This is a genomic window from Pyruvatibacter sp. HU-CL02332 (assembly GCF_040362765.1).
Taxonomy (GTDB): Bacteria; Pseudomonadota; Alphaproteobacteria; order CGMCC-115125; family CGMCC-115125; genus Pyruvatibacter.
Genome location: NZ_BAABWK010000002.1, coordinates 1118911 through 1143668, shown reverse-complemented (window position 1 = coordinate 1143668; position 24758 = coordinate 1118911). Strand labels below are relative to the sequence as shown.

The window sequence follows — 24758 nt, the reverse complement described above, 5'->3', positions numbered from 1 at the left end:
TCAGGCCTTTTCGCGTTCTATCGCGCGCCAGCCAATGTCGCGGCGGCTAAAGCCTTCAGGCCAGTCAATCTTGTCTACCGCAGCATAGGCCAGCGCCTGCGCTTGCGCCACCGATGGTCCCATTGCGGTTACCGCGAGGACGCGGCCGCCTGTCGCAACGATCTGGCTATCTTTCTCAGCCGTGCCCGCGTGGAAAATCTCCACGCTGTCACCGGCACCTGCGGTGTCCAGATTGTTGATCGGCGTGTTTTTCTCATAGCTGCCGGGATACCCGTTCGCAGCCATGACGACGCTCAATGCCGGGTCGTCATGCCAGGTCACACTGGCACCGGACAGATCACCGCGCGCGGCAGCATCAAGCAGCGGCAACAAATCACTCTGCATACGCATCATCAGCACCTGGCATTCCGGATCACCGAAGCGCGCATTGTATTCAATAAGCTCAGGACCTTTGTCGGTGATCATCAGACCGGCAAAGATCACGCCCTTGTATGGCATGCCGTCTGCCTTGAGCGTATCCAGCGTTGGCTGGATCATTCTGGTCATGGTGAACTCGACCAGATCAGGCGTCATCACAGGAGCCGGAGAGTAGGCGCCCATGCCGCCGGTGTTAGGCCCCACGTCACCATCGCCGACGCGCTTGTGATCCTGAGCGGTGACAAGCGGCACGGCGCGGTCACCGTCGCACAGGGCAAAGAAGCTGGCTTCTTCGCCTTCCAGAAAGGCTTCGACCACAACTTCTGCGCCGGCCTCACCAAAGCGTCCATCGAAGGCTTCGGTGATGGCGTTTTCGGCATCCGTCAGGTCCATGGCCACGGTCACGCCCTTGCCCGCAGCCAGCCCGTCCGCCTTGATCACAATAGGTGCGCCTTGCGCGCGCACATAGGCCAGCGCGTCGTTAGCATTGGTGAAATGGCGGTAGGCGGCAGTGGGAATGCCCGCGCGCTGGCAAATGTCCTTGGTGAAGGCCTTGGACCCTTCAAGCTGGGCGGCCTTGGCGCTGGGGCCGAAGACACGAATGCCAGCCTCTTCCAGTCGGTCCGTCAGGCCAGCCACCAGCGGACCTTCCGGGCCGACAACCACCAGGTCAATCTGGGTGTCGCGGGCAAAGGTCACCAGCGCGTCGAGGTCCTCAACGCCGATGGCCACGCATTCCGCAACGGCCTTCATGCCGGCATTGCCGGGGGCGACGTAAAGCTTGGTGAGCTTGGGGCTCTGGGCCAGTTTCCAGCACAAGGCGTGTTCGCGTCCGCCGGAGCCTACCACCAATACTTTCATGTCTGCCGTGCCCGCCAAAAGGAGGTGAAAGGAGTGCCCTTTGGGTTTGCCCGATAGCCTATCGCGCTGCCGAAGGGTATGCTGACCGGGTTCTAGCACGAAGTCTCGCGCCCTTAGAACCCGCCTTCCTTTCAACCGGATTCGTACCTGCAAGGCTACCTGAATTGGCTACTGATTCTCTTGATGCACCTGCCTTGGGCAACGCCCCTGAATACTCCGTTTCGGAGATATCCGGGGCCGTCAAACGCATGGTCGAGGACCAGTTCGGCCATGTGCGGGTGCGCGGCGAGATCGGCCGTGTGTCCCGACCGGCCTCCGGCCACATCTATATGGACTTGAAGGACGATCGCGCCGTCCTGTCCGGTGTGATCTGGAAGGGCAACGCGTCGCGCCTGGCAACCCAGCCCGAGCAGGGTCTGGAGGTGATCGCCACCGGCCGCCTCACAACGTTCCCCGGCCAGTCAAAATATCAAATCGTCATCGAATCCATTGAGCCTGCCGGTGTCGGCGCGCTGATGAAGCTGCTGGAAGACCGCCGCAAGAAGCTCGCCGCAGAAGGTCTGTTTGATGCGGGCCACAAGAAGCCGCTGCCGTTTCTGCCGGATGTGATCGGCGTCGTGACGTCCCCGTCCGGTGCCGTCATCCGCGATATCCTGCATCGCGTCCGCGACCGTTTCCCGCGCCATGTGCTGGTCTGGCCGACGCGGGTGCAGGGGGAAACCGCAGCCGCGGAAGTCGCCGCGGGCATCAGGGGCTTCAACGCGCTAGAGCCGGGCGGAGATATCCCGCGCCCGGACCTGATCATCGTCGCGCGCGGCGGTGGCAGTGTTGAGGATCTGTGGCCTTTTAACGAAGAGGTCGTGGTGCGCGCGGCCTTTGAAAGCGATATCCCGCTGATCTCGGCCGTGGGTCACGAGACCGACACGACACTGATCGACTTTGCGTCTGACCTGCGCGCCCCAACGCCCACGGCGGCTGCCGAACATGCCGTGCCGGTGCGCGCTGATCTCATCGCGCAGGTGATGGAGCAGGGCGCCCGCCAGCACCGCACTATGACCCGCAGACTGGAGCAGGCCCGCACCGATGTGCGCAGCCTCGCCCGCGCCCTGCCAAAGCCCGAACGCCTGCTGGAAATCCAGCGCCAGCGACTGGACGTGGCCGGGGAGCGACTGGTCAGCCATCGCGGACGTTTCCTGCAGGACCGCCGCACCACTTTGGCCAATTGGGCAGGGCGGCTGGAAGCCCGTCGCCCCCAGGCACAGCTGGCCCAGTCCCGCAAGGACCTGGATGCCCTGGGCGAACGCCTTCTGCGCCGCCGCGATGTGGCCGCCCAAACTGCACGGCGCGCCCTCGACCCCATGGCCCAGCGTCTGCCGCGCGTCTTTGCAGCCCACGTGGAAAACCGTCGCAAGCGTCTGGATCAGGCCGTGCGGCTGTTGGAAACCCTCTCCCACAAGAGTGTGCTGGATCGCGGCTTTGCACTGGCCCTTGATGGGGACGGCAAACCCATTCGTTCAGGCGATGCCGCGCGCGCAGCCGGACGGTTCGACCTTGAATTTGCCAATGCCGACCGGGTGACAGTCGAAACCGTTGATGGGCCCGCGCCCAGGGGCGGTGTGAAAAAGACCGCACCGGCCAAAAAGGCTGCACCAAAACGCAAGGGGCAGGGTGAGCTGTTCTAGGCTGTTGTCCTGTCTCCATCACGCACCATCTCCGTGTCTCCGGGCTTGACCCTGAGCCTACTCTCACCCGTTGTTCATCTCAGCATTTGCGAGTGGGCCCCGGATCAAGTCCGGGGCTACGGGGGAGATTGAGTTGCGGGCCGCGCGACATCGCTGCCCTGTTCCTGCCGCTATCGCCCGTGATAAGTATGGGGGCGAACGAGACATTTAATGAGGATTGGCCGTGAACCGGTTTGACAGTCAGATGGGCGGCGAAGCGCGCCTTCGCTATCTCGATGCAGATTTTGATGTTCTGGCACCGGGCTCCTTTGTGACCTGCGCTGTAACAGGCGAACGAATTGCGCTTGATGAGCTCCGCTACTGGAGCGTCGATCGGCAGGAACCCTATGCGGGCGCTGAGGAAATGGTGAAGAGGGATCTGGGTGTTGCGTAAATCAGCAATTGCAGCGGCAGCGCTCGCCCTGTTCGCCACACCCGCCTTCGCGCTCGAACTGGACGGTGATCTCAGCCAGGGCGGCATGGTCATCGGTACTGTCGAGCCGGGCAGTGAGGTTTCACTGGATGGCGACATGCTGCCCGTGACAGACGACGGCAAGTTCGTCATCGGCTTTGGCCGCGATCATGGGCCGACGGCCCTGCTCGCAGTCATGAAGGACGGGACGGAAGAGCAGGAAGTCTGGCCGCTGGAGATTGCCAAGCGCGACTACGACATTCAGCGCATTGACGGTCTGCCACCCGGCAAGGTCGGCGGGTTTTCAGCAGCCACCCTCAAACGCATCCGCGCGGACAACGCGCAGGTGGCCGCCGCCCGTCGCGACACGAGCCGCGACGAACATTTCCTGTCTGGCTTCATCTGGCCGACCAAGGGGCGCATTTCCGGCGTCTATGGCTCCCAGCGGGTCCTGAACGGCGAGCCACGTCGTCCGCATTTCGGCATTGATATTGCGGCGCCCACTGGTACGCCGGTTCTGTCTCCGGCGTCAGGTACAGTTCGGCTGGCGGAAAGAGATCACTTCTTTACCGGCGGCATCGTCATCATCGACCATGGGTTCTCAGTGAATTCGACCCTGTTCCACCTGCACAGCGTGGATGTGGAAGTCGGTCAGGTGGTGGCGCAGGGTGAACAGATCGGCACCGTCGGTGCGACGGGCCGTGCAACCGGCCCGCATCTGGACTGGCGCATGAACTGGGGCAAGCAGCGTCTTGATCCACAGCTCATTGTAGGGCCCATGCCTCAGTAAGACCGCATGATCTGCGACCTAGTCTTTCGGCCAGCGGTTGTGCAGCCATAGCCACATGCCCGGGCGCTGCCTGATCCAGTCTTCCAGAAACGCGTTGACCTTGAGCGTGATGGCAGCGATGTCCGCCTGCATGTCGCCGGTCTTGTCGTGCTCAAGCGGCGGCCAGAAACGGATGCGGAACTTCGTGCCCGCCACCCGTTCAAACGTCACCGGCACAATCGGCACATTGTAGCGAAGCGACATGGTGGCGGGGGCTGCCGGAGACATGGCCGGGCGGCCAAAGAAAGTGCTCTCAATGCCGTCATTCATCTTCTGGTCTGCCAGCATGCACAGGCTGACGCCCGACTTGAGACATTTCACAAGCTCGCGCGCACCGGACGGACCCTTGGGGACCTGATGGGCCATGATGTGCTGCTGGCGGGCATTGGTGATCCACGCATCGACGGCAGGGTTGTTGGGCGCGCGATAGATTTCCGCCCCCTCTACACCCGCCCGCGCCACCGTCAGCGGCATCAATTCCCAGTTCGCAAAGTGACCGGAAACAAAGATGGCGGATTTGCCGTCTTCAGCAAAACTGGCGAGGACATCAGCGCCAAGGACTTCGATATCGGCATCATCGGCATCCGGGCCACCGGTTGAGAAGCTGCCCAGATGCGGGTATTCGCCGGCGACACGGCCCAGATTGTCCCACATCTGTGAAAGGTAGTCGGCGCGCTGCTGCGGCGTCAGGTCCGGCAGCACCCGGGCCATGCTGGCATCCGCCTTTTTGTGCCGGGAAATCTTCGGGCCGATGGTGCGGAACAGCCAGCCGCCAAAGGCCGACGCGCGTTCGCGGCCGAGCGTCTTGAACGCCCCCATGAGGAGCGAAAAGCCTGCCGATTCCAGCTTGTGCTGCCAGCCGCTCATAGGTGCTGTTCCTTCAAAAGGCCTTGTAGTCGCCCGCCCGAGAGGCGGCATTGATACGCGCCTTCAGCAGTTGGTCAAGCGCCTCCGGGTCATCAAAAACAACTTCCACCGGAAGTGTATGGGCGTGGGTGCGCAGTTCAGCCAGCGCCCCGGAATGGCCCGAGCCGCTCAGTCGCGCCATGTCTTTTTCCGTGGTGACGAGCGTCAGGCCTTGGTCACGCGCGCGGCTGAGCAAGGCCTGTGCTTCGTCGTCCGTGAAGCTGTGATGGTCACCAAAGACCTGCGTCTCGCGAATGTCCGCGCCCAGACTGTCCAGCGTATCAAAAAACTTCTGAGGTCTTCCGATGCCTGCAAACGCCAGGACCTGCTTGCCGCGCCATTGCTCCGGGTCACCGGATGGGGCGAGGGCTCCTGCAATAACAGTCAGGTCGCGCGAGCGGGCCTGTGAGATGACATCATCCGCGGCGTTGCCCTTGCCCATGACGACCAGGCAATGGGCGCGCGCCAGAGCATCATCCGCCGCCTCGCGCATGGGGCCGGCGGGAATGAGCAAGCCATTGCCAAGACCCGCCCCCGCATCAATCACCACAATGCCGGCATCCTTGTGCAGGGACGGGTTTTGAAACCCGTCATCCATCACCACAACACTGGCCCCCTTGTGGCCTGCCAACTCAGCCCCCTTGGGGCGGTCACTGGAAACGACAGTGGGAAAGCTGCGCGCAAGCAGCAAAGGTTCGTCACCCACATCAATGGCATGGGATTTTTCCGCGTCCACAATCAGCGGCCCTGACAGGCGTCCGCCATAGCCACGCGTCAGGAAAGTCGGCTGTTCGCCAAGAGCAGCCAGCCGCTTGGCAATCGCGATGGCAACCGGTGTCTTGCCGCTGCCGCCTGCCGTGATGTTGCCGACGCACACAACCGGAATGCTGGCGCGCTGTGGCACGACCATGCTGGCGCGTGCTCGGGTGACCGATGCATAGAGCGAGGCTACCGGCGTCAGCACGCGGGCCAGCCAGTGATTGGGGGACTGCCAGTGATCAGGTGCGCGCATCGGGCGTGCCTCCTGTGGCTGCGTCAATAAAAGGCAGCAGGTCGGCAAGCGTTGCTTCAAGCGCCCCGGTCAGGCTGCCCGCCGTTTCAGCGGCAGCTGTGACCCGTGCGCCAGCCAGCACGCCGTCAGACATGAGCCGCCCGACGGCTGCCGCCAGCGATGGTGCGTCAGACACCGTTTCGCTGGCTTTGTGGGCTGCAAAGGCGCGGTAGATGTCCTCAAAATTGTGTACATGCGGGCCGGTCAGAATGGCCGCCCCAAGCAGCGCTGGCTCAATAGGATTGTGTCCACCCACGCGCACCAGCGACCCACCCATGAACACAATCGTCAGGATACGGAAGAAGCCGCCAAGCTCGCCAAGGGTGTCTGCCAGATAGATGTCTGTCCGGCCGGTGACACGATCACCTGTGCTGCGCCGGGCCACTTCCAGATCCATCTCTCGCAACATGCGCGCAATCTCTGGGCCGCGCTCTGGATGCCGGGGAACGATGACCGTCAGCAAGCCAGGAATGGCTTTCTTCAGCAGTTGGTGCGTGTCCGCAATGATGTGTTCTTCACCGGAGTGCGTGCTGGCAGCGACCCAGGCGGCACGGCCCGCCAGAAGACGCGTAAGATCACCCATGAGCCCGTCAGGCGCCGGTGGCGGTGCGGCATCTACCTTGAGATTGCCAACAGCCTTCGCGCTCGTGGCGCCAAGGCGTTGGAGGCGCGCGGCGGCTGTATCGTCCTGCGCGAGCACCAGATCAAAGCTGCCGGTAATGGTGCGGGCCGCATTGCTCCACCAACCCCAGCCGCGTTCAGAAGAGGCAGACATGCGCGCATTGATAAGCGCCATTGGGATGTTGCGGTCACGCGTCATGGTGATGAGGTTGGGCCAGAGCTCGCTTTCCACCAGCACAGCCGCGTCAGGCCGCCAATGATCCAGAAAGCCTGAAACAGCATTGGGCGTATCCACCGGCACGAACTGATGCAGGGCGCGCTCCGGCAGGCGTTTGCCAAGCAGCTGCGCCGAAGTGACGGTGCCCGATGTCACCAGCAAGGTGAGGTCGGGGCGTGCCGCGAGAATGCGATCAATGAGCGTGAGGATCGACAGGGATTCACCGACGCTGGCGGCATGCAGCCACACCAGATATCCGGCAGGGCGCGCCAGACCGGGTGTGCCCAGACGCTCGCCCATACGCACCGGATCTTCCTTGCCGCGCGTCATGCGCCGCCGCAGATAGGCCGGGATCAGCGGCGCAAGCAGACGTGTCAGACCGCGATAGATCCCAAGGCCACTCATGTGAGCGGCTCCAGCGGTGGGTGACCCATATGGGCGCGCGTTTCAGCACTGAGGGCTTGCAGCACCGTATCGAGATGGGCGCGGGTGGCTTCCATCGCCTCTGCATCTGCTTCGCGGGGGACATGGATCGGCTCCCCCCATTTGATGAGGCCGCGGGAGAACGGGCGGTGCAGGGCAAAGCGGTCCCAGCTGTTCATGATTTTCGCGCGGTTGGATGCGCCGGCGATGGGCAGGATCGGCACGCCTGACAGGCGCGCCAGGACAATCAACCCTTCCTTGGATTGCATGCCCGGGCCTTTGGGGCCGTCCGGCGTGATGCCGATGCTGTCGCCGTCTTTGAGCATCTTGAGCATGCCGCGCAACGCAGCGCGTCCGCCTTTGTCCTTGCCGTTCTTGTCAGAGGAGCCGCGCACGGCGCCGATGTTCAGTTTGGCCAGCGCCTGCGCAATCATCTCACCGTCGAGATTCTGAGAGATCAGCATGCTGATGGGTTTTTCACAGCGCCAGCAATCAACAATGATGAGCATCTGCCCGTGCCAGAACGCCACAATGAATGGCTTGTCCGCTTTCCAGAACTGCTCTGGAATGTGCTGGTTCTCAACCTCGATGCGGCTGGTCCACAGCATGAAGCGGATGTACCACGCCGCCACAGTGGAGATGAGGCCCGCAACAAACGCTGATCTGGCAATCTTCTTGAACAGGGGTTTGCTCCGCCTTTAGTCCGGGCAGTCGGCGTCGTTGTCAGGATCAAGCAGTTTGTGCAGATGCACGATGAAGTAGCGCATCTGCGCGTCATCCACCGTGCGCTGGGCTGCCGACTTCCAGGCTTCATGCGCCTTGGCGTAGTTGGGATAGACACCCACAATGTCGAGCTTGGAGACATCCTCAAATTCGGTGTCCGCCAGATCCGTCAGCCGACCGCCCATGACCAGATGCAGCAACTGCTCGGGTTTGTCGTCGCCAACTGTATCTTCGCTCGTTACGTCGTCGCTCATGATGTCATGTCTCCCCACAAAACACGCTCCCGGTCTCAGCCCGGCAGCACGATCGCACCAATACGATCATGAAGGGCGCGGTGCAAAGCAGGCCCTGCCGCAACCACCGTGCGGTGGCGCGGGTCTTTGGCATTATAGGTCAGACCGTTGCCTGTGTGGCTGGTCATATGACCACCGGCCTCATGCACGATGAGGTCAGCGGCTGCCAGGTCCCAGTCGTTTTTCCAGTTCATCACCAGCATGGCGTCAAAATCGCCGGATGCGACGAGGGCACCGCGATAGGCGATGGAGTTGCGCTGGGCGATATCCATGGGCGGCCATTTTTGCGGCCAGGCCGGGTGCTGGAACATGTCAGCGGCCCCCAGCATGCGGCAACCTTCCACGTCAGGCACATCGGTGACCGAAATCGGCTTGCCGTTGAGGAGCGCACCCTTGCCTGCCTGCGCTTCAAACAATTCATCCGTCGCCGGGTTGTAGATGGCACCGGCCACCGGACGGCCATTGTCGATCAACGCCGCCACAACGGCGAAGTGCGGACGGCCCTTGATGAAGGCGCGGGTGCCGTCGATCGGGTCCACCATCCACTGGCGCGTGGTTTCCAAACGCGCCGCATCGTCTTCGGTTTCTTCCGACAGCCAGCCATAGTCCGGTTGTGCCGCGCGCAGCCGCTGCTTCAGCAGGGCATCGACTGCGAGGTCTGCCTCTGTGACAGGTGTGCCGTCCTTCTTGTCCTGGGACGTGACCCCGGCCTTGAAATGCGCAAGCGCCAGCGCGCCGCCTTCACGCACGGCGTCCAGCAGAATGGCGTGGTCTGAGGCGACATCAAGCTCCGGCAATGGTCATGCCTTCAACACGCATGGTGGGCGCATTCGTGCCGTAGCGGAACACAAGATCGCTGGCCGGTGTCATGGCCATGAACATGTCCTTGAGGTTGCCCGCAACGGTGATTTCAGTGACCGGGAATGTCAGCTCTCCATTCTCGATCCAGTAGCCCGCAGCGCCGCGTGAATAGTCACCGGTAATGCCGTTGACGCCCATGCCGATCAGTTCGGTGATGTAGAAGCCTTCTGTGATGTCCGCCATCAGCTCTTCCACACTGAGCTTGCCTGCTTCCATGTAAAGATTGGTGGTGGAGGGACCCGGAGGGCCCCCGGTGCCGCGCGCGGCGCGGCCGGATGTTTCAAGACCCAGCTGGCGGGCGGAAGATGAATCCATGATCCAGCTTTGAAGAACGCCGTCTTCAACCAGTGCCAGCTTTTCTGCCGCAACGCCTTCGCCATCAAACGGTTTTGAGGAGCGACCACGAATGATGCGGGGGTCGTCAATGATGGCAAGGCCTGACGCCATTACCTGCTCACCCATGCGGTCCTTCAGGAAACTTGTGCCGCGGGCAACAGATGAGCCGGACACTGCACCCGCCAGATGACCGACAAGGCCTCCGGAGACGCGCGGATCATAGATGACCGGCACCGCCTGGCTTTTCATCTTGCGCGGGTTGAGGCGCTTGACGGCTTTGTCGGCCGCGCTCTTGCCGACTGTTTCGGGCGCATCCAGCTCAGACAGATGCCGCGATGACGTGTAATCATAATCACGCTCCATTCCGGTGCCTTCGCCTGCAAGGACGGAGCATGAGATGGAGTGAGAGCTGCCGGAATACGTGCCTTCAAACCCGTCGCTGGTGACAAGCGCCACCTGTGAGCGGCTCCAGCCGGCCCCGGCCCCCATGGAGTTGGTCACGCCTGCAACATCAAGGGCAGCTTTTTCAGCCGCCTCGGCACGTGATGCCAAAGTGTCCGCGTCCGGCTCCTGACCATCATCCAGATCAAGGTCGGCAATGTCTGTGGCGAGGCGGGCTTTGTCAGCCAGACCGCAATAGGGATCATCCGGCGCGATGCGCGCCATGGCGATGACGCGCTCAACCGCTTCGTCCAGCGCCGGGCCGCTTGTGTCCGTCAGCGAGACGACCGCCTGCCGCATGGCCCCGTCGTCACCCTTCACCATGGCGCGAATACCAAGGTCCGTGCCTTCGGACCGTTCCACATCTTCAAGTTTGCCCATGCGGAAGGAGACGCCCAGCGAGGTGCCTGCCGCGGCAATGGCGTCCGCCGCATCGGCGCCTGCGGCCATGAGTTTTTTGACGGCGGTGGAGGCAAGCTCAAGATCGGTCTTGGACGGAATGGTCATCGGGGCAATCGGCCTGAAAAAGACGCCTGAAAAGACGAGGAAATGCGCGCAAATGCTATGGACTCACGCGGGCGTGAGGCTGATATAGCGCGTGAATGGGCTATAAGTCCTCATATAGCCTGAAAGCGGGGGCCATGCGCCCCTCAGGGCACAAAATTGCCGATTTTTTCCCTGAACTGGCATATGAGCAGATGTGGCGGGGCTGAAGTGGAGGGGCTGACATGAGAGTGAGTGCGGCAAACCGGCGTATTCTGCGCGCTGGCCTTATAGCGGGCGTTCTTGCGACCCTTCTGGCCGCCTGTGCCGGGGGGCGGGATCAGCCCATCGCCAAGCGAATCTATGAATTGCACCCCGGTGGCCAGCCTTCTCCGGAGCATTTCGTCATCTGCTCGGGCCATGGCTGCTATGAGCGCCATGACGTGCATCTCTCCGAAGGTCAGTGGGAAGGCGTGCGTTCTGTTTTTGCGCAGGCGCCAGCCAATGCCGAGGAAGAGCGCAAGCTGATTGGCCTTGCCGTGTCAAAACTTGAAAAGCTGGCAGGGGCGCAAACCGGCACTGATGCGGATCTGGGCGGCACCTACTCAAACTTCTGGCTCGCCAACCAGCTCGACTGTGCCGACGAAACCGTCAACACCACCACCTATCTCAAACTGCTGGTCGCTGACGGCCTGATTACCAAGCACCGGCTTGGCGGGCGGCTCCACAAGGGTGACATCATCGATTACCTGCCGCACATGGCACCCACCATCATTGACCAGGAAACCGGTACGCAGTGGGTCGTGGACAGCTGGTATCTGGACCATGGCGAGCCGCCGGAAATTACCACGGCAGCTCTTTGGCGTACGGATTACGCGACCTGGGGCTCCACCGGAAAACCGGCGCGCCCCTAGGCCCCGTTAGCCGCAGAAAACCGCTAGGCGAAGTCGATCCCTTAGCCGAATACGATCCAAAGACATCCAACGCCCAGCGCCAGCACGCCAATCCAGGTGGACAGGGTGCCAATCTGGCGGAAGAGGGAAATGCCGTTGGTAATGCCGATGGCGTGGCCCACCCGGCCGACCGTTACCAGCAGACCGGCGATGTGGATGAGCGTGGTGGAGGCCCCCAGCAGCGCCAGGGCAATCAGACCTGGCAGCGCAATGGCAACATATTCCACATTGTTACCGTGGGCGCGTATGGCGCGCTCCATGTCGTCATTGCCGCCAGTGCCCAGGCTGATCTCGTGCTTGGCCCGTTGGCGTACCACCAGAATGGCCAGTATCAGCGTCAGGATGAGATTGAGCCCGATATAGAGTCCGACGGCTTCGGCTTGTGTTCCAACCATGTGATCCCCCGTTTTTTATTTGTGTGATGGAGGCGGAGTATTGGTCAATCGGCGGCAAATCGCCAGACCCGTGCATTGCGCACGTCGGTGTCGTCCAGATCGCGGGCGGATTTGACGCCATACCCGATCACCGGCTCCAGATCCTTGCGGGGCAGGAACGTGCGGCCGGGGTCGCCGATCAGCACCTCGCGGCCTGCATGGGCTTCTTCTCCAAGCCAGTCCCGCACGCGCTCGGCAACGGATTGCTCGTAGCAAATGTCGCCGGCGATGATGACGTCGAAGTCGGCAAGGCTTTGCCCCACCAGATCATCGGTGGACGTATCGAGAGTAATGGCGTTGGCGTCCGCATTCATCTGCGCGGCGACGGCGGCCAAGGGATCAATGTCAGCCGCAAGCACATGGGTGGCGCCGCAGAGCTTGGCGGCAATGCCGCTGATGGCACTACCGGACGCAAAATCCAGCACGCGCTTGCCGCGAACCCGCTCCGGTTCATCCAGCAGCAGGCGTGCAAGTGCCTGCCCGCCCGCCCAGGCAAACGCCCAATAGGGCAGGACGATGCCATCGTCCCACAGATCACGCTGTGTCTTGTTCCACAGGGGCGCGCGCTCATCAGCCAGATGAAGTTTTATCTCCGGCACAAGAGGCGCTGTTTGAACAACAGAATTGCCCGCCACATAGGCCTGCGGGTCTGTCTCCGCCGGACGGGGCTCAATGTCAGGCGGCATTTGGTTTGGCCGACGTATCCACTTCATCAAAGCCTTCAGAAATGATGCCGGAGACACGCCGGGTGCGGGCGTTGTGCACCATTTCGCCGGGCCGGTCCTCGTCATCCGGACGCGACGTTGCCATCTTGATGACGTCGAAATAGCTGTCCTTGATTTCCATCTTTTCGCCGTGGCCATTCGCCAGCAGGTATGTGTGCAGCTTGGGCAGGTTGTAGCAGGGCACCCACATGAACAGGTGATGCTCCACGTGATAGTTCACGTAGCCCGGTGCCATCACCAACCGCATGAACCAGCCAGCCTTTGTGGTCCGCGCATTTCGGAATGGGTCGCTGTCGTCAGGCACCATGGCGTGCTCGGCAATATTGCGAATGCGCGTTACCGCCTGATGCCAGGTGAGCATGGGCAGCACCCAAAGCAGAAAATAAAGATACCACTGGCCTGCCAGCGCCAGGATCGAGAACAGTACCAGATTGGTGAAGACCGCAGGTCCAAGCTTGGCAGCAAACCGGTCAATGCGCTTGTCCCACGGCAAAGAGGGATCGCCCAATGCGTTGAGGATCTGCGCCTTGCGCTGCTGGTAACCGGTCTGCCCGGTGATGTCGCGGATGAACTTGCGGCGGAAACTCTTGCGCGTGATCGGGAACGGCTTGGAGAGGATCAGGTCGGGATCGTTTTCCTGCTGCGTGTTCCTGTGATGGGTGAGGTGATAGCGGCGATAGGACATGGTTTCTGCCAGCATCGGATAGGCGCACAGCCACTGCGACAAAAACATGTTGAGTGACGGGCTCTTGGTCAGCACCCCGTGCGCCCCGTCATGCATGCCGATTGCCAGCCCCAGTTGCCGCGTGCCGACGATGATGACGGCGGCAATGAAGGTGAGCGGGTTGGGCCAGATGGCAAACATCGCCATGGCACCGAAAATGAGCATCCAGCTGAAGGCCACGACCCAGATGCCTTTGGCATCGGATCGTTCTTTCACTTCGGCGAGCTGTTGTTCGGTCAGAAGATCAAGCGGATTGATCATGGGACATGTCCTCGTTGCGGTCTGTGTTCGATGTGTTTTTGGTTGCGTGGGGATCAAGTCCCGCCATGCGCAAAACGGTATCAATCAGGGCATCAGCATCCGGCACATTGTCCGGCCCGTGCAGGGTGAGGGCTGAGGGAATGGCACCGGCGATGGCGGCAGCCGTCACATGCGCATCAAGGGCCGGAATTTCTCGTGCCGCCTGCGCCTCGCGCATCAGCCGTTCAAAAATGGCCGCATGGCGCCGACGATAGGCCAGACGTTCATCGGCCAGCGCACCATCCACGGGTTCTGCGAGCAGGGCATGGGCCTGCTTGGCACCACGCACCGCGCGTGTCGTAAAGGCATGCACCACATCGCGCAGCCGAGCAGCGGGCAGGCCGGGGCCGGCGGCAATGTCTTCAAGCCGCGACATCTCCGCATCCGACACGGCCCGGAACACGTCCAGCAGCATCGCTTCGCGGGAGGCGAAATAGCGATACAGCGTCCCCGTTGCCACGCCCGCGTCACGGGCAACGGCTGCCATGCTGGCCGCCTGAAACCCGCCCGAGAACACAAGCGCCCGCGCCGCATCAAGGATACGGGCACGGTTGGCCTCCAGCTGGGCCACGACTTTGCCGGTCTTGCGATAGGCCAAGAAATGAAACTCCATTCAGGTCTTTATGAAATGAACCATGGTTCAGGGCTTGGAGTCAATGATTTTGGGAGTGCGCCGGGGAGCGTGTGTTGTCCGACCACACTTCCACCACCGCATCCCCGGACTTGATCCGGGGTCCACTCTCGGTGGCTGTGCAGTTGATCGGTTGCGAGTAGGCCCCGGATCAAGTCCGGGGCGACGGAATTTTTTGTGTTCTCTATCCCCGGTCCTTTTGGGGGCCTCATACTGGGTAGGCCTCGTGCTTGAGGGCATCCCGGACCGTCCGGGCTTGGGCGCGGGGGCGGATGGCCTTGTGGGGTGCTTGCGGGTAACGAACGCGAGTGACTGCAAGGCGGCGAAGGCTCGGCCCGGCGCGTAAAGTAAGATCGCCCCGGTGGACGTGCATGCGGACGCGACACATGGCCAGACCGGTGTCGGAATGCATGTGTGACCGGTAGCAGGGCTGCGGTGGAACACTGTGAGGTAACGCCTCGCCCCATCGCTTGTGCACAAGCCGAAGACCATCCGTAACGGGAGCGCTGCTTAAGAGCGGCACTCGATACAATTTTTGATCACAACGGCCGGGCTGCCACGGCAGCGCTCCCGTTCTCCCTCATTCATGAGGGAAAGACCGCATCACACCTTCGCAGGCGATCCGTCTACGGAGCTTTTGGTGTGCACAAACGAAAACAGCGCCCACGGTTTCCCGCAGGCGCTGTTCGATGTCAGTCGTCACCTATCGTCACGTGTTATGGGGGGCGTCTTAGGCTGCGTGGGCGTGCCCTGAATAGCCCCCGATAAACCCTTCGTCTTCGTCGTCGAGGGGGAGTGACATTTGTCGGGAATGGTCTTTGGTCGACGCAAATCGGGTGTCCGTAAGGCGCACAGGCTCATAAGGCAGACCTGCAAAGGCGCTTATGGAGGCAGCAACGGCGTTGAGCCAAATCTTCAGAAAGTCAGTCATCTTTAGGCTCCCGGTTTTCAAGTCGAGCAAGGACAATTCCTTGTGCGGTGAAAATCGGTCCGCGGGCCTGAAAGAGCAATGCATGGCCCCGCTCATCAGGGCTGCGTCGCCCGCATGGCTGGCCTCAAAAGTCGCAGTTTTGCGGGGGCATTTACGATTTGTCCGTAGCCTGACCGTCTGCCATGCAGCGTTGCATGGCAGCGGCGGCGGCAAGACCTAGTGGGGAAGGCGGCGCCGAACATATACGGCCTTGCGCTCATACATGCCTTCAAAGGCAAACATCTGAGCAACGAATTCATTGATCTTGCGAACAGCAGTCGCAACGGATTTGAGGGACATGAGGACAACCTCCATCTGTCGAATGCCGGGGCAACCATGTGACCCGGTTTGATGAGTAGTACGACAAGACGGGGCAGCTGGATCAGCTGTGACACAGACTCTGTGATGTCCAGGCGGGCTGACGGTCTAGGAGATCATCGTGCCCGGTGTTCCGGCAAAAAGGCAGGCAATGATAATGATCCCGAAATCGCGGTTGGACTTGAAAGTCGCAAGGCACTCCTCAGGACGGTCAAGATCTGTATCACGCACCTGCCGCATCAGGTGAAAGCCACCCATGAACAGACCGGCAAAATAGACCCAGCCAATGCCCGCAAAGACGCCTGCCAGCGCAAGGAAGACAAGCGTCAGCCCATAAAAGCCCCACAGCCACGTCTTGGTGTTGGCCTCCAGCCAAAGTGCTGTCGATTTCACCCCGATCAGCGCGTCGTCTTCCTTGTCCTGGTGGGCATAAATCGTGTCGTACCCCAGGGTCCAGCAGATGCCGGCCAGATAGAGGAACACGGGCGCTGCCGAGAGCGATCCGGTGACGGCAGCCCATCCCATGAGCGCGCCCCAGTTGATGGCGAGGCCCAAAAACACCTGCGGCCACCAGGTAAACCGCTTGGCGAAGGGATAGATGGCAATCAGCACCAGCGATGCCACGCCGAGCCCGATGGCGGCCCAGCTTAGCTGAATGAGAATGAGGAAGCCGATGAGCAGCAGCACCCCAAGAAAGATCAGCGCGGATGACCCGCTGACCTGACCCGATGGAATGGGACGGCTCGCGGTGCGTGCCACCTGGGCGTCAATCTCCCGGTCCGTGTAGTCGTTCCAGACGCACCCGGCGCCGCGCATCACGAACGCGCCCACCAGAAACAGGCCGATCAGATAAAGGATTTCAGGATAGAGCACATATTTGCCGGCCTGCGGCGCCGCAAGCGTGATCGCCCACGCGCCGGGCCAGAACAGCAGCCACGTACCAATGGGCCGGTCCGCCCGCATCAGCCGCAGATAGGGCCGCGTGCTCGCCGGTGCCCACTTGTCCACCCAATTGTCCGGCGCAGCGTCTGCAACGCTGCCGGAAGGCTCAGGCTCGTTATCTTGAGGAACTGTCATGCAACCCGTGATACTTGGGGACATCATGTCGAGCAACCGAACAAATCTGATTCGCCTTTTTGTCGCTGCACCGCTGGAAGCGGATGTGCCCTTTGATCTGCCCGCCGAGCAGGCCCATTACCTTGCCAATGTCATGCGCAAGAAGGCGGGCGAACAGGCGCTGGCCTTCAATGGGGAGGACGGCGAATGGCTGATCCGGCTGGACGAGATCGGCAAGAAGCGTGCCCAGGCAACCCCTGTTGAACGCACCCGCAAGCAGACCGCAGGCCCCGACCTGCATTTGCTGTTTGCCCCCCTCAAGCGCGCCCGCATTGATTATCTGGCGCAAAAGGCAACCGAGATGGGGGCCGCCCTGCTGCAGCCGGTGGTGACCCGGCGCACCCAGGCAGAGCGGGTCAAAACCTCCCGACTGCTCGCCAACGCTGTTGAAGCTGCAGAGCAGTGCAATCTGCTGTTTGTGCCCACGGTGGAAGAACCCTCAAAGCTCGAGACCGTGCTGACGCGCTGGTCCCGCGAGCGGCAGATATTGTTTTGCGATGAAGCGCTGCCCGGTGCCGACGTGCCACCGCCCGGCGATTATTTGCGCGGCCTGCCCGACGGCGTGAAGCAGGCTCCCTGGGCCATTCTCATTGGCCCGGAAGGCGGCTTCGACCCGGCAGAGCGCAAGATGCTTGAAGCCATGTCCAATGCGCACGCCGTCGCGCTCGGACCGCGGATCATGCGAGCCGATACAGCGGTGGTGGCCGCCATGGCACTGTGGCAGTCGGTGCTTGGGGACTGGCGCTAGCGAACCCGTCGCTTGGCGAGCCTGTCTCCTAACGGGCAAGTGCCGTGATCTTGAGTTCCATCCGCGCACCGGGAAAGGCCAGCTCGGTGGTGCCGACCGCCGTCCATGCGGGGTAGGGCTCGGTGATGTACTTGTCCTTGACGGCCATGAACGTGCCGATGTGCTCCTGCAGACCGATATGGAAGGTCGTCATTTCCACGATGTCCGAGAAATCCAACCCGGCTTCGCCCAGCACCATCTTGGCCTGCTGAAACGCGGCTTCAAATTCCTCAGCCGGGTCGGCAGGGACCTTGCCGTCCGCGCCCGTGCCCAGAATGCCGGACATATGCAGCAATCCACCGGCACGCACGCCCGGGGCGAATTTGAAATTCTCGTAGGTGGGTTTCAGGGCCTCTGGAAGAATGAGATCGCCAGCCATGGATATGTCCTCAATTTGGGGTGCGTAATCTTGGGTTTGCGCCAGTCTGTCCCGATCGGCGGTGGCAGCCTACCCACTATTCAGCCAATCATCCTGCGTGGTTTGGCCAAATGATTGGCTCAACCTTGTGACTTGTGCGGAATTGCCCAAGCCCTTACATGACCAACAGTCCAAATTCGGCGCTATGCTGTCGGCGGGCAGCACAGGGAAGGCCGGATAACGGCCAAAAACTCCCAGATGGGGACCCGGCCCTTAGAGGCCCACAAGAATGGCCCGCAGAGGCCGTGAAGGAACGTTCGGTATGTCGGCACCTCCCACAACGCGTGAGACGTCACCTCCCGTGGAAACACGCGATGAACTCGTGGCCTATCTGGCATCCGGCTCAAAGCCGCAGACCGACTGGCGTATCGGCACCGAGCACGAGAAATTCGGCTACCGCATCGGCGACTATTCTCCCATGCCCTACGACAACGCACCCGGCGAAACCGGCGCGACCGTGAAGGCCATGCTGGAAGGCATGCAGCGCTTTGGCTGGGAACCTGCATTTGAAGGCGACAATGTCATTGCGCTTATGGGTAATGACAAGACCGGCGGCGGGTCCATTACCCTGGAGCCGGGCGGGCAGTTTGAGTTGTCCGGCGCACCCCTGGAAACCCTGCACGACACCTGCGACGAGGTGCACACCCATCTTGATCAGGTGGCAACGGTTGCCGGTGAAATTGACGCGGGCTTCATCGGCCTTGGCTTTGCGCCGCGACGTTCGCTGGCGGACACGCCGGTCATGCCCAAGGGCCGCTACGGGATCATGCGCAACTACATGCCCAAGGTTGGCAGCCGCGGGCTGGACATGATGTTCCGCACAGCGACCGTGCAAGTGAACCTCGATTTTTCCTCAGAAGCCGACATGGTGCAGATGTACCGCATCTCGCTGGCGCTGCAGCCGATCGTGACCGCTATCTTTGCCAATTCGCCCTTTGTGGACGGCAAGCCCAACGGCGTGCTCTCCAACCGGGCGCATGTATGGCTTGATACGGACGCGGACCGCACCGGCATGTTGCCGTTCGTGTTCGAGGACGGCTTTGGCTTTGAGCAATATGTGGACTATGCCCTCGATGTGCCGATGTATTTCGTCCATCGCAAGGGCACCTATGTGGATGTATCCGGCCAGTCCTTCCGGGACTTCATGCAGGGCAAGCTCAAGGGTCTTGAAGGCGACCGCCCGTCGCTGGACGACTGGGAAAATCACCTGACGACAATCTTCCCGGAAGCCCGCCTTAAGCGCTTCATTGAAATGCGCGGCGCGGATGGTGGGCCCTGGCGGCGGCTATGTGCCCTGCCTGCCTTCTGGGTGGGCCTGTTCTACGACAAGGCCTCGCAGGCAGCCGCCTGGGATCTGGTCAAGGACTGGACCGTAGAAGAGCGCGAACAGCTGCACCGCGATGTGCCGGTGCATGCGCTCAACGCAAAATTCCGCGATCACACAGTACTGGACATTGCCCGCGACGCGCTGGCTATCGCCAAGGATGGCCTCAAGGCCCGCGCCCGCAGCGATGGCTTTGATGGCGATGAACGCGGCTTTCTTGCCGCCGTTGAAACAACCCTTGATAGCGGCCGCACCCCGGCAGAAGAGATGCTGGACCTCTACAACGGCAAGTGGCAGGGCAATCTCGACAACCTGTTTGCGGAATTTTCCTATTAGGCGCAGGTCGCGAGCCTAGTCCTCAAACAGACCCAACTCATCCATCCGGGCGAGAATGGAAATGGGCTTTGCGCTCAGGACCTCATGAGCTTCGTCGTCCAGCGCAAAGTTGATTGTGGTGAGCGCTTCGTCCCGCTCAAGCAGCAACTGCGCAATATCATCTTTGAAAAGTCGAAACAGATCGCTGAACCACTGATTGGCAAGCGGCGTGTTAAACGCGTCCGTGCAGGCGAGCCGGTCGAGCTGCGGCAGGATGCTTTGGGCGCTCACCATGGTTTCGCCGGTCACCCAGCGATTGGTGGTGAACAGGTCAATCGGCAGACCCGTCGCATCCATGGTGATGGCGATGACGTGGAACAGATCATCGGATTCCAGGGGCGCGGGATCTTCATCGGCGGGAGACATCAGATTTAATTGCGTCGCTGTATCCCCGGCCTTCAGGAAGATGTGAAAATGGCCGTGCTCATGTCCCGCGCGGTGGGCGTGGTAGTAAATCTGAATGCCGCTTTGGCTGTCGCGAGCGTCGCCTGGTGGGTAGTGCGTCCAGCTTTCGAACGGCGCATCGTCCTCAAACGTGCCGATGGTGAGTGTGACGGGGTTGAGACCTTGTGCGGCCATCTCCGCGCCGGCGTCCACAAGCCCGAAGGCAGCGTCTGCAAGTGCATCAGCACGCGTGTCATCGGGAGTATCAAGAATGGGAGCGGCCATGGTCAGCAGCGTAACTCGAGAAGATGAAAATGTCCGGACTGCCTTTGTCAGCAGCCCGGACATCCCAGTCAGTCAGTCAGTTGGTTAGTGTGCTGCACCGCATGGGCTGCAAGGATTGGCCTTAGCCGCACCGCAGGGGCTGCACGGGTTGGCTTTGGCTGCACCGCAAGGGCTGCATTTTGCGGCACCGCATGGGCTGCAGGGATTGGCCTTGGCACCAGCGCAGGGGCTGCAGGCAGACGTGCGCTTTGCACCACAGCCATAGGCGCCACAGGCAGCAGACGCAGGCTGCGCAACCGCAACGGCCGCAGCCATCATGGCAGCAGAACCAAGAACAACAGATGCGCGTGAGAGACGCCGAGATTTAGGCATGGAGGATTTCGACATGGGTAGTTTCCTTCGATTGAACAATGTGAAGACCACGCCGAAACCGATGATGTGGGTGGGCGGCCTTGCGTAAAATGTTGATCGGCCATGCGCCGCTCCGCAATTAACGCCTGCACACAAAACGGGTAGCTTCCTCGCAAACGCGTGAGGGCGCGTGAGGAAGCTTAACGAGACGCAGATGAAACGCATTTTGATCCTCGGCCCCGGTGGCGCCGGCAAGTCGACGCTCGCCAAGAAGTTGGCTGCAAAACTTGACCTGCCGCTGATCCATCTCGACCAGCACTATTGGCAGCCGGACTGGACGCCGATGGATGAAAGCCGGTGGCCAAATGTGGTGGCTGACCTGACCGCCGACGATCGCTGGGTCATGGACGGCAATTTTGGGGGAACGCTGGACCTGCGTCTGCCCCGGGCTGACCTCACGGTGTTTCTGGACGTTGGCCGATGGCAAAGCCTGTGGGGCGCATTCACGCGGGTGCTCAAACAGTCAGGCCAGGTCCGCAGCGACATGGCACCGGGATGCCCTGAGCGCTTCGACGCCGAGTTCTTCATCTGGCTGTGGAATTTCCCCCGCGACACCAGGCCGATCCTTGAAGAGGCCCTTGCGCGGCACCCTCAAACGCCAGTTGTACGGCTGTCGTCCCGTCGGGCAATCCGGCATTGGCTGGACACCCTTTAGTGCCAGTCGCGGTGCTGTAGCCAGTTAGGCAGCCGTCCCACCCACCGTGAGGGCTTCCATGTGCAGGGTCGGCTGGCCGACGCCGACGGGCACACCTTGTCCGGCCTTGCCGCAGGTGCCGATTCCGGTGTCGAGCTTCATGTCGTTGCCGATGGCCTTGATGCGCGTCAGGGCATCAGCTCCGTTGCCGATGAGGGTTGCGCCCTTGATCGGTGCTGTGACTTTGCCGTCCTCGATCATGTAGGCCTCCGTGCACGAGAACACGAACTTGCCATTGGTAATGTCCACCTGACCGCCGCCAAAGTTCGTGGCGTAGATGCCTTTCTTGACGCCGGCGAGAATTTCGCCCGGGTCGCGGTCACCTTCGGTCATGTAGGTGTTGGTCATGCGTGGCATGGGCTGATGGGCAAAGCTTTCGCGACGACCATTGCCGGTGGCCGCAACGCCCATGAGGCGCGCATTGAGGCGGTCCTGCATGTAGCCCTTGAGGATGCCGTCTTCGATCAGCACCGTGCGTGATGTCGGCGTGCCTTCATCGTCCACGGTAAGCGACCCACGCCGGTCATCCAGCGTGCCGTCGTCAACAACCGTGACGCCCGGTGACGCCACGCGCTCACCCATCAACCCGGCAAACGCGGACTGGCCCTTGCGGTTGAAATCACCTTCAAGGCCATGGCCGATGGCTTCATGCAGCAGGATGCCCGGCCACCCCGGCCCAAGCACCACATCCATTTCGCCGGCAGGGGCGGGAACGGCTTCCAGGTTCACCAATGCCTGCCGCAGCGCTTCGTCAGCACCTGCCTGCCAGCTCTGTGTTTCAATAAAGCGGGTGTAGTTTTCCCGGCCGCCGGTGCCGAACGAGCCTGACTCCTGACGGTCGCCTTCACCCACCACAACGCTGACATTGAAGCGAACCAGCGGACGCACATCGCGCACGATCTGTCCGTCGGCACGCATGATCATCACCGCCTGCCATTCACCAGAGAGTGACGCAGACACCTGCCGCACGCGCGAATCCTTGGCGCGGGCATAAGCGTCGATTTCCTGCAGCAGCTTGACCTTCTCTTCAAAGGACGGGCCGCCCAGCGGATTGTCGTCGCCATACAGATGCGCGTTCGTTGCCTGCGGGCCGGCTGCCATGGAGCCTGAGTGTCCGGCCTTCACGGCCTGCACGGCATCCGCCGCGCGCTTGACGGCGGCTTCCGACAGATCAGACGCATGGGCATAGCCTGTTGCTTCCCCGGCGACGCAGCGCAGGCCGAAACCCTGGCCCGTATCAAAGCTTGCCGTCTTCAGGCGACCGTCATCAAAGGCCAGGGCCTCTGACTGGGTGTATTCCAGAAACAGCTCCCCATCGTCTGCGCCTGTTAGCGTGTCAGAGACGATCCGCGTCAGGCGGTCAGGATCAAGACCAGCGCGGGTGAAGAAGAGTTCGTCAGGAGTGGGCATGGAGCTTCTTTCTTGGCGGAATGTCGAGTTATCTCGTCTGTATCACTTAAGCATGGCGCGGGCACCTAGCTACCGGGAATATCATCCAGCAGTGCCTGAACATTCGGGTGACGTGATCCCGGATCATTGGCGACAAGGTCTTCAATGGGGACGAGGCGGCCGGGCATGCCTGACAGGTCACAGGGCACATGCACTTTAGATGTTCGATACATCGGCCACTGGGTAATCCGCAGGGTTTCGAGATCCACGAGGAAAACGCCGTTGATCCGCCCGAACCAGTTGTCCCAGTCGCTGAAGCGCCATGTCTGCCATCCTGCGGGTGGCGGTGCTTTGATATCTGCAACCGATTGCGGGTGGGCAGCGCAAAAGCCGACAGCTGACCGTCCAGGGTCGCGCGGGTCCAGATAGGGCGCTGCCATTTCAATCAGGGCAGGGGCTGAGCCGCCATCTTCAGCGATGTGAAGCCCCGCGGAAATTTTCCGCCCGTAATGAAAATGGATGAGTGCTTCGTCCCGCATAGGATCGTCTTTCTGGCGGGTCGCCCCGTCGGCTGGTGCTTGCTGCGAATGCTTTGCAACTATACCTGACATCAACTAGACCGCCAAAACCTGCAGGCGAGTCTGCATGGTCATGCCGCCTAACATGCTGTTGCCACTGGCAAATCCGGGACACATTTGCTGCTCGGTTTGAAGGCAATCGGGCAGGCTGGAAAACCCCGCATTCAAGCCAAAAACAAAGCCGCGCAGCAATTTTGGGTCAAAGTGTCGCAAAAAGAAGGCGCGTACTCGCTACCGGCGTAAGCCACGCTATACTTATCGCTAGCCTACGGGGGTGGGATTCGCCTGTCGTGCTGCGCGCAAGCTTTCGTTTGCGTTACCGGCCTGACGTGCTAATCGTCCGTTTCTGTACGCACCTTTTGGACGCATTGACCCCGCTTGCGACGTTTAAATGGGGTCTCGCATCAAGAATTACGACTCGGATTACGACTGGGGATGTCGAGCATGGCGACTTACTTGCCGAAGATTTTTATGGGCCTTGCCTTTCTGGCCGCGATGATTGTCGCGGGGACCGCAGGCGCGGCTCAGCCTGAGCCCTGGCAGATGGGCTTCCAGCCTGCAGTGACCCCCGTGATGGAAAGCATCAACTCTTTCCACAATTTCCTGCTCTGGATCATCACAGCGATCACGCTGTTTGTGTTGGCGCTGCTGCTCTACTGCATGGTGCGCTTCAACGCGAAGTCCAACCCCAATCCTTCCAAGACATCGCACAACACCATGATCGAAGTGATCTGGACCGTTGCGCCGGTGCTTCTTCTGGTTGCGATCGCCATTCCCTCCTTCCGCCTGCTGTATCTCGAAGCGGTGGTGCCGGAGAGCGAACTCACCATCAAGGCCACGGGCTACCAGTGGTATTGGGGGTATTCGTACCCGGACAATGGCGACTTTGAATATTTCGCCAACATGATTGAAGAGCCTGACCTGGCACCTGGTCAGCCACGCTTGCTGGCAACGGACACAAAGGTCGTTGTGCCTGTGGATACCAACGTCCGCGTGATCGTCACTGCAGCAGACGTGATCCACAACTGGGCAATGCCTGCCTTTGGCGTGAAGATGGACGCTGTTCCCGGTCGCCTGAACGAAACATGGTTCAACGCGTCTGAAACCGGCATCTACTATGGCCAGTGCTCAGAGCTATGCGGCGTCCGTCACGCCTTCATGCCTATCGAAGTGCATGTGGTGGAGAAGGACGACTTCAACGCATGGGTTGCCAGTGCTGAAGAGGAATACGCCCTCAACGGCACCATTCCTGACTCACCGCTGGACCAACAGACACTTCTGGCTGACGCGCGCAACTAGCGCGGCGCCAATCTGACTATCGAAACACCACCTGCTCACTTAAAGGAC

Annotated in this window: 27 protein-coding genes; 8 read left to right on the top strand and 19 right to left on the bottom strand. The window is 61.2% G+C overall.

Going from position 1 to position 24758, the window contains the following annotated elements; all coding sequences use genetic code 11:
• A complete protein-coding gene (gene purD, locus ABXH05_RS16045) occupies positions 1-1278 on the bottom strand; it encodes a phosphoribosylamine--glycine ligase (RefSeq protein ID WP_353562274.1) in 1278 nt (425 codons plus the stop codon).
• Between the two features lie 164 nt (positions 1279-1442).
• Between purD and xseA the strand changes: the two genes are divergently transcribed.
• The 3 genes from xseA to ABXH05_RS16030 all read left to right on the top strand — a co-directional run bounded on the left by xseA (position 1443) and on the right by ABXH05_RS16030 (position 4201).
• Positions 1443-2960, top strand: a complete 1518-nt coding sequence (gene xseA, locus ABXH05_RS16040; protein WP_353562272.1) for an exodeoxyribonuclease VII large subunit — start codon at positions 1443-1445, stop codon at positions 2958-2960.
• A gap of 223 nt (positions 2961-3183) precedes the next feature.
• Positions 3184-3393 carry a DUF2093 domain-containing protein gene (locus ABXH05_RS16035; protein ID WP_348139013.1) on the top strand — a complete coding sequence of 70 codons (210 nt, stop codon included), beginning with the start codon at positions 3184-3186 and terminating at the stop codon, positions 3391-3393.
• Positions 3386-4201: a M23 family metallopeptidase gene (locus ABXH05_RS16030; RefSeq protein ID WP_353562270.1), complete on the top strand. Its 816-nt coding sequence runs from the start codon at positions 3386-3388 to the stop codon at positions 4199-4201. The genes ABXH05_RS16035 and ABXH05_RS16030 overlap by 8 nt, the downstream gene beginning before the upstream one ends.
• An 18-nt stretch (positions 4202-4219) precedes the next feature.
• Here ABXH05_RS16030 and ABXH05_RS16025 read toward each other — a convergent pair whose 3' ends face one another.
• From ABXH05_RS16025 to ABXH05_RS15995, 7 genes are all read right to left on the bottom strand, one after another.
• Entirely contained in the window at positions 4220-5107 is an 888-nt protein-coding gene (locus ABXH05_RS16025; protein WP_353562268.1) for a lysophospholipid acyltransferase family protein, read from the bottom strand.
• A gap of 13 nt (positions 5108-5120) precedes the next feature.
• Positions 5121-6158, bottom strand: a complete 1038-nt coding sequence (gene lpxK / locus ABXH05_RS16020; RefSeq protein ID WP_353562266.1) for a tetraacyldisaccharide 4'-kinase — start codon at positions 6156-6158, stop codon at positions 5121-5123.
• Positions 6145-7440 carry a 3-deoxy-D-manno-octulosonic acid transferase gene (locus ABXH05_RS16015; protein WP_353562264.1) on the bottom strand — a complete coding sequence of 432 codons (1296 nt, stop codon included), beginning with the start codon at positions 7438-7440 and terminating at the stop codon, positions 6145-6147. Before ABXH05_RS16015 ends, lpxK begins: the two co-directional genes overlap by 14 nt.
• Complete coding sequence (locus tag ABXH05_RS16010; protein WP_353562262.1) at positions 7437-8066, bottom strand: lysophospholipid acyltransferase family protein; 630 nt, start codon at positions 8064-8066, stop codon at positions 7437-7439. The genes ABXH05_RS16015 and ABXH05_RS16010 overlap by 4 nt, the downstream gene beginning before the upstream one ends.
• 90 nt (positions 8067-8156) lie before the next feature.
• A complete protein-coding gene (locus ABXH05_RS16005; RefSeq protein WP_353562260.1) occupies positions 8157-8435 on the bottom strand; it encodes a DUF4170 domain-containing protein in 279 nt (92 codons plus the stop codon).
• Between the two features lie 35 nt (positions 8436-8470).
• Positions 8471-9271: a 3'(2'),5'-bisphosphate nucleotidase CysQ gene (locus tag ABXH05_RS16000; RefSeq protein WP_353562258.1), complete on the bottom strand. Its 801-nt coding sequence runs from the start codon at positions 9269-9271 to the stop codon at positions 8471-8473.
• Positions 9258-10619 carry a TldD/PmbA family protein gene (locus tag ABXH05_RS15995; RefSeq protein WP_353562256.1) on the bottom strand — a complete coding sequence of 454 codons (1362 nt, stop codon included), beginning with the start codon at positions 10617-10619 and terminating at the stop codon, positions 9258-9260. The genes ABXH05_RS16000 and ABXH05_RS15995 overlap by 14 nt, the downstream gene beginning before the upstream one ends.
• A 221-nt stretch (positions 10620-10840) precedes the next feature.
• Here ABXH05_RS15995 and ABXH05_RS15990 point away from each other — a divergent pair, with 221 nt between their 5' ends.
• The gene (locus ABXH05_RS15990) at positions 10841-11509 is read left to right on the top strand and encodes a hypothetical protein (protein ID WP_353562254.1); all 669 of its coding nucleotides are present in this window, start codon (positions 10841-10843) and stop codon (positions 11507-11509) included.
• 41 nt (positions 11510-11550) lie between these two features.
• Here ABXH05_RS15990 and ABXH05_RS15985 read toward each other — a convergent pair whose 3' ends face one another.
• From ABXH05_RS15985 to ubiA, 7 genes are all read right to left on the bottom strand, one after another.
• Positions 11551-11943, bottom strand: coding sequence for an MAPEG family protein (locus ABXH05_RS15985; RefSeq protein WP_353562252.1), 393 nt, complete (start codon positions 11941-11943; stop codon positions 11551-11553).
• 44 nt (positions 11944-11987) lie between these two features.
• Positions 11988-12668, bottom strand: coding sequence for a class I SAM-dependent methyltransferase (locus ABXH05_RS15980; protein ID WP_353562251.1), 681 nt, complete (start codon positions 12666-12668; stop codon positions 11988-11990).
• A complete protein-coding gene (locus tag ABXH05_RS15975) occupies positions 12658-13692 on the bottom strand; it encodes a fatty acid desaturase family protein (protein ID WP_353562249.1) in 1035 nt (344 codons plus the stop codon). Before ABXH05_RS15975 ends, ABXH05_RS15980 begins: the two co-directional genes overlap by 11 nt.
• The gene (locus ABXH05_RS15970) at positions 13676-14329 is read right to left on the bottom strand and encodes a TetR/AcrR family transcriptional regulator (RefSeq protein WP_353562247.1); all 654 of its coding nucleotides are present in this window, start codon (positions 14327-14329) and stop codon (positions 13676-13678) included. Before ABXH05_RS15970 ends, ABXH05_RS15975 begins: the two co-directional genes overlap by 17 nt.
• A gap of 763 nt (positions 14330-15092) precedes the next feature.
• The gene (locus tag ABXH05_RS15965) at positions 15093-15293 is read right to left on the bottom strand and encodes a hypothetical protein (protein WP_353562246.1); all 201 of its coding nucleotides are present in this window, start codon (positions 15291-15293) and stop codon (positions 15093-15095) included.
• Between the two features lie 216 nt (positions 15294-15509).
• A complete protein-coding gene (locus ABXH05_RS15960; RefSeq protein WP_353562244.1) occupies positions 15510-15632 on the bottom strand; it encodes a hypothetical protein in 123 nt (40 codons plus the stop codon).
• Between the two features lie 126 nt (positions 15633-15758).
• On the bottom strand, positions 15759-16727 hold the full coding sequence (gene ubiA / locus ABXH05_RS15955) for a 4-hydroxybenzoate octaprenyltransferase (RefSeq protein WP_353562242.1): 969 nt from the start codon (positions 16725-16727) through the stop codon (positions 15759-15761).
• 25 nt (positions 16728-16752) lie between these two features.
• Here ubiA and ABXH05_RS15950 point away from each other — a divergent pair, with 25 nt between their 5' ends.
• Entirely contained in the window at positions 16753-17514 is a 762-nt protein-coding gene (locus tag ABXH05_RS15950) for a 16S rRNA (uracil(1498)-N(3))-methyltransferase (protein WP_353562240.1), read from the top strand.
• A 28-nt stretch (positions 17515-17542) separates the two neighbouring features.
• Here ABXH05_RS15950 and ABXH05_RS15945 read toward each other — a convergent pair whose 3' ends face one another.
• Positions 17543-17932, bottom strand: a complete 390-nt coding sequence (locus tag ABXH05_RS15945) for a RidA family protein (RefSeq protein WP_353562238.1) — start codon at positions 17930-17932, stop codon at positions 17543-17545.
• A 301-nt stretch (positions 17933-18233) separates the two neighbouring features.
• Between ABXH05_RS15945 and ABXH05_RS15940 the strand changes: the two genes are divergently transcribed.
• Positions 18234-19631, top strand: coding sequence for a glutamate--cysteine ligase (locus tag ABXH05_RS15940; RefSeq protein ID WP_353562236.1), 1398 nt, complete (start codon positions 18234-18236; stop codon positions 19629-19631).
• 15 nt (positions 19632-19646) lie between these two features.
• On the opposite strand, the gene ABXH05_RS15935 is transcribed toward ABXH05_RS15940, so the two are convergent.
• Positions 19647-20339 (bottom strand): DUF6969 family protein, encoded by a 693-nt coding sequence (locus tag ABXH05_RS15935; RefSeq protein ID WP_353562234.1) that lies wholly within the window; start codon positions 20337-20339, stop codon positions 19647-19649.
• Positions 20340-20904: 565 nt separating this feature from the next.
• On the opposite strand from ABXH05_RS15935, the gene ABXH05_RS15930 reads away from it, so the two are divergent.
• Positions 20905-21405 (top strand): P-loop NTPase family protein, encoded by a 501-nt coding sequence (locus ABXH05_RS15930; protein ID WP_353562232.1) that lies wholly within the window; start codon positions 20905-20907, stop codon positions 21403-21405.
• Between the two features lie 24 nt (positions 21406-21429).
• Here the strand turns inward: ABXH05_RS15930 and tldD are convergent, their stop codons facing one another.
• Positions 21430-22854 carry a metalloprotease TldD gene (gene tldD, locus ABXH05_RS15925; protein ID WP_353562230.1) on the bottom strand — a complete coding sequence of 475 codons (1425 nt, stop codon included), beginning with the start codon at positions 22852-22854 and terminating at the stop codon, positions 21430-21432.
• Between the two features lie 65 nt (positions 22855-22919).
• Positions 22920-23444, bottom strand: coding sequence for a hypothetical protein (locus tag ABXH05_RS15920; RefSeq protein ID WP_353562228.1), 525 nt, complete (start codon positions 23442-23444; stop codon positions 22920-22922).
• Between the two features lie 411 nt (positions 23445-23855).
• On the opposite strand from ABXH05_RS15920, the gene coxB reads away from it, so the two are divergent.
• Entirely contained in the window at positions 23856-24710 is an 855-nt protein-coding gene (gene coxB, locus ABXH05_RS15915) for a cytochrome c oxidase subunit II (RefSeq protein ID WP_348139075.1), read from the top strand.
• The last annotated feature ends 48 nt before the right edge of the window (positions 24711-24758 follow it).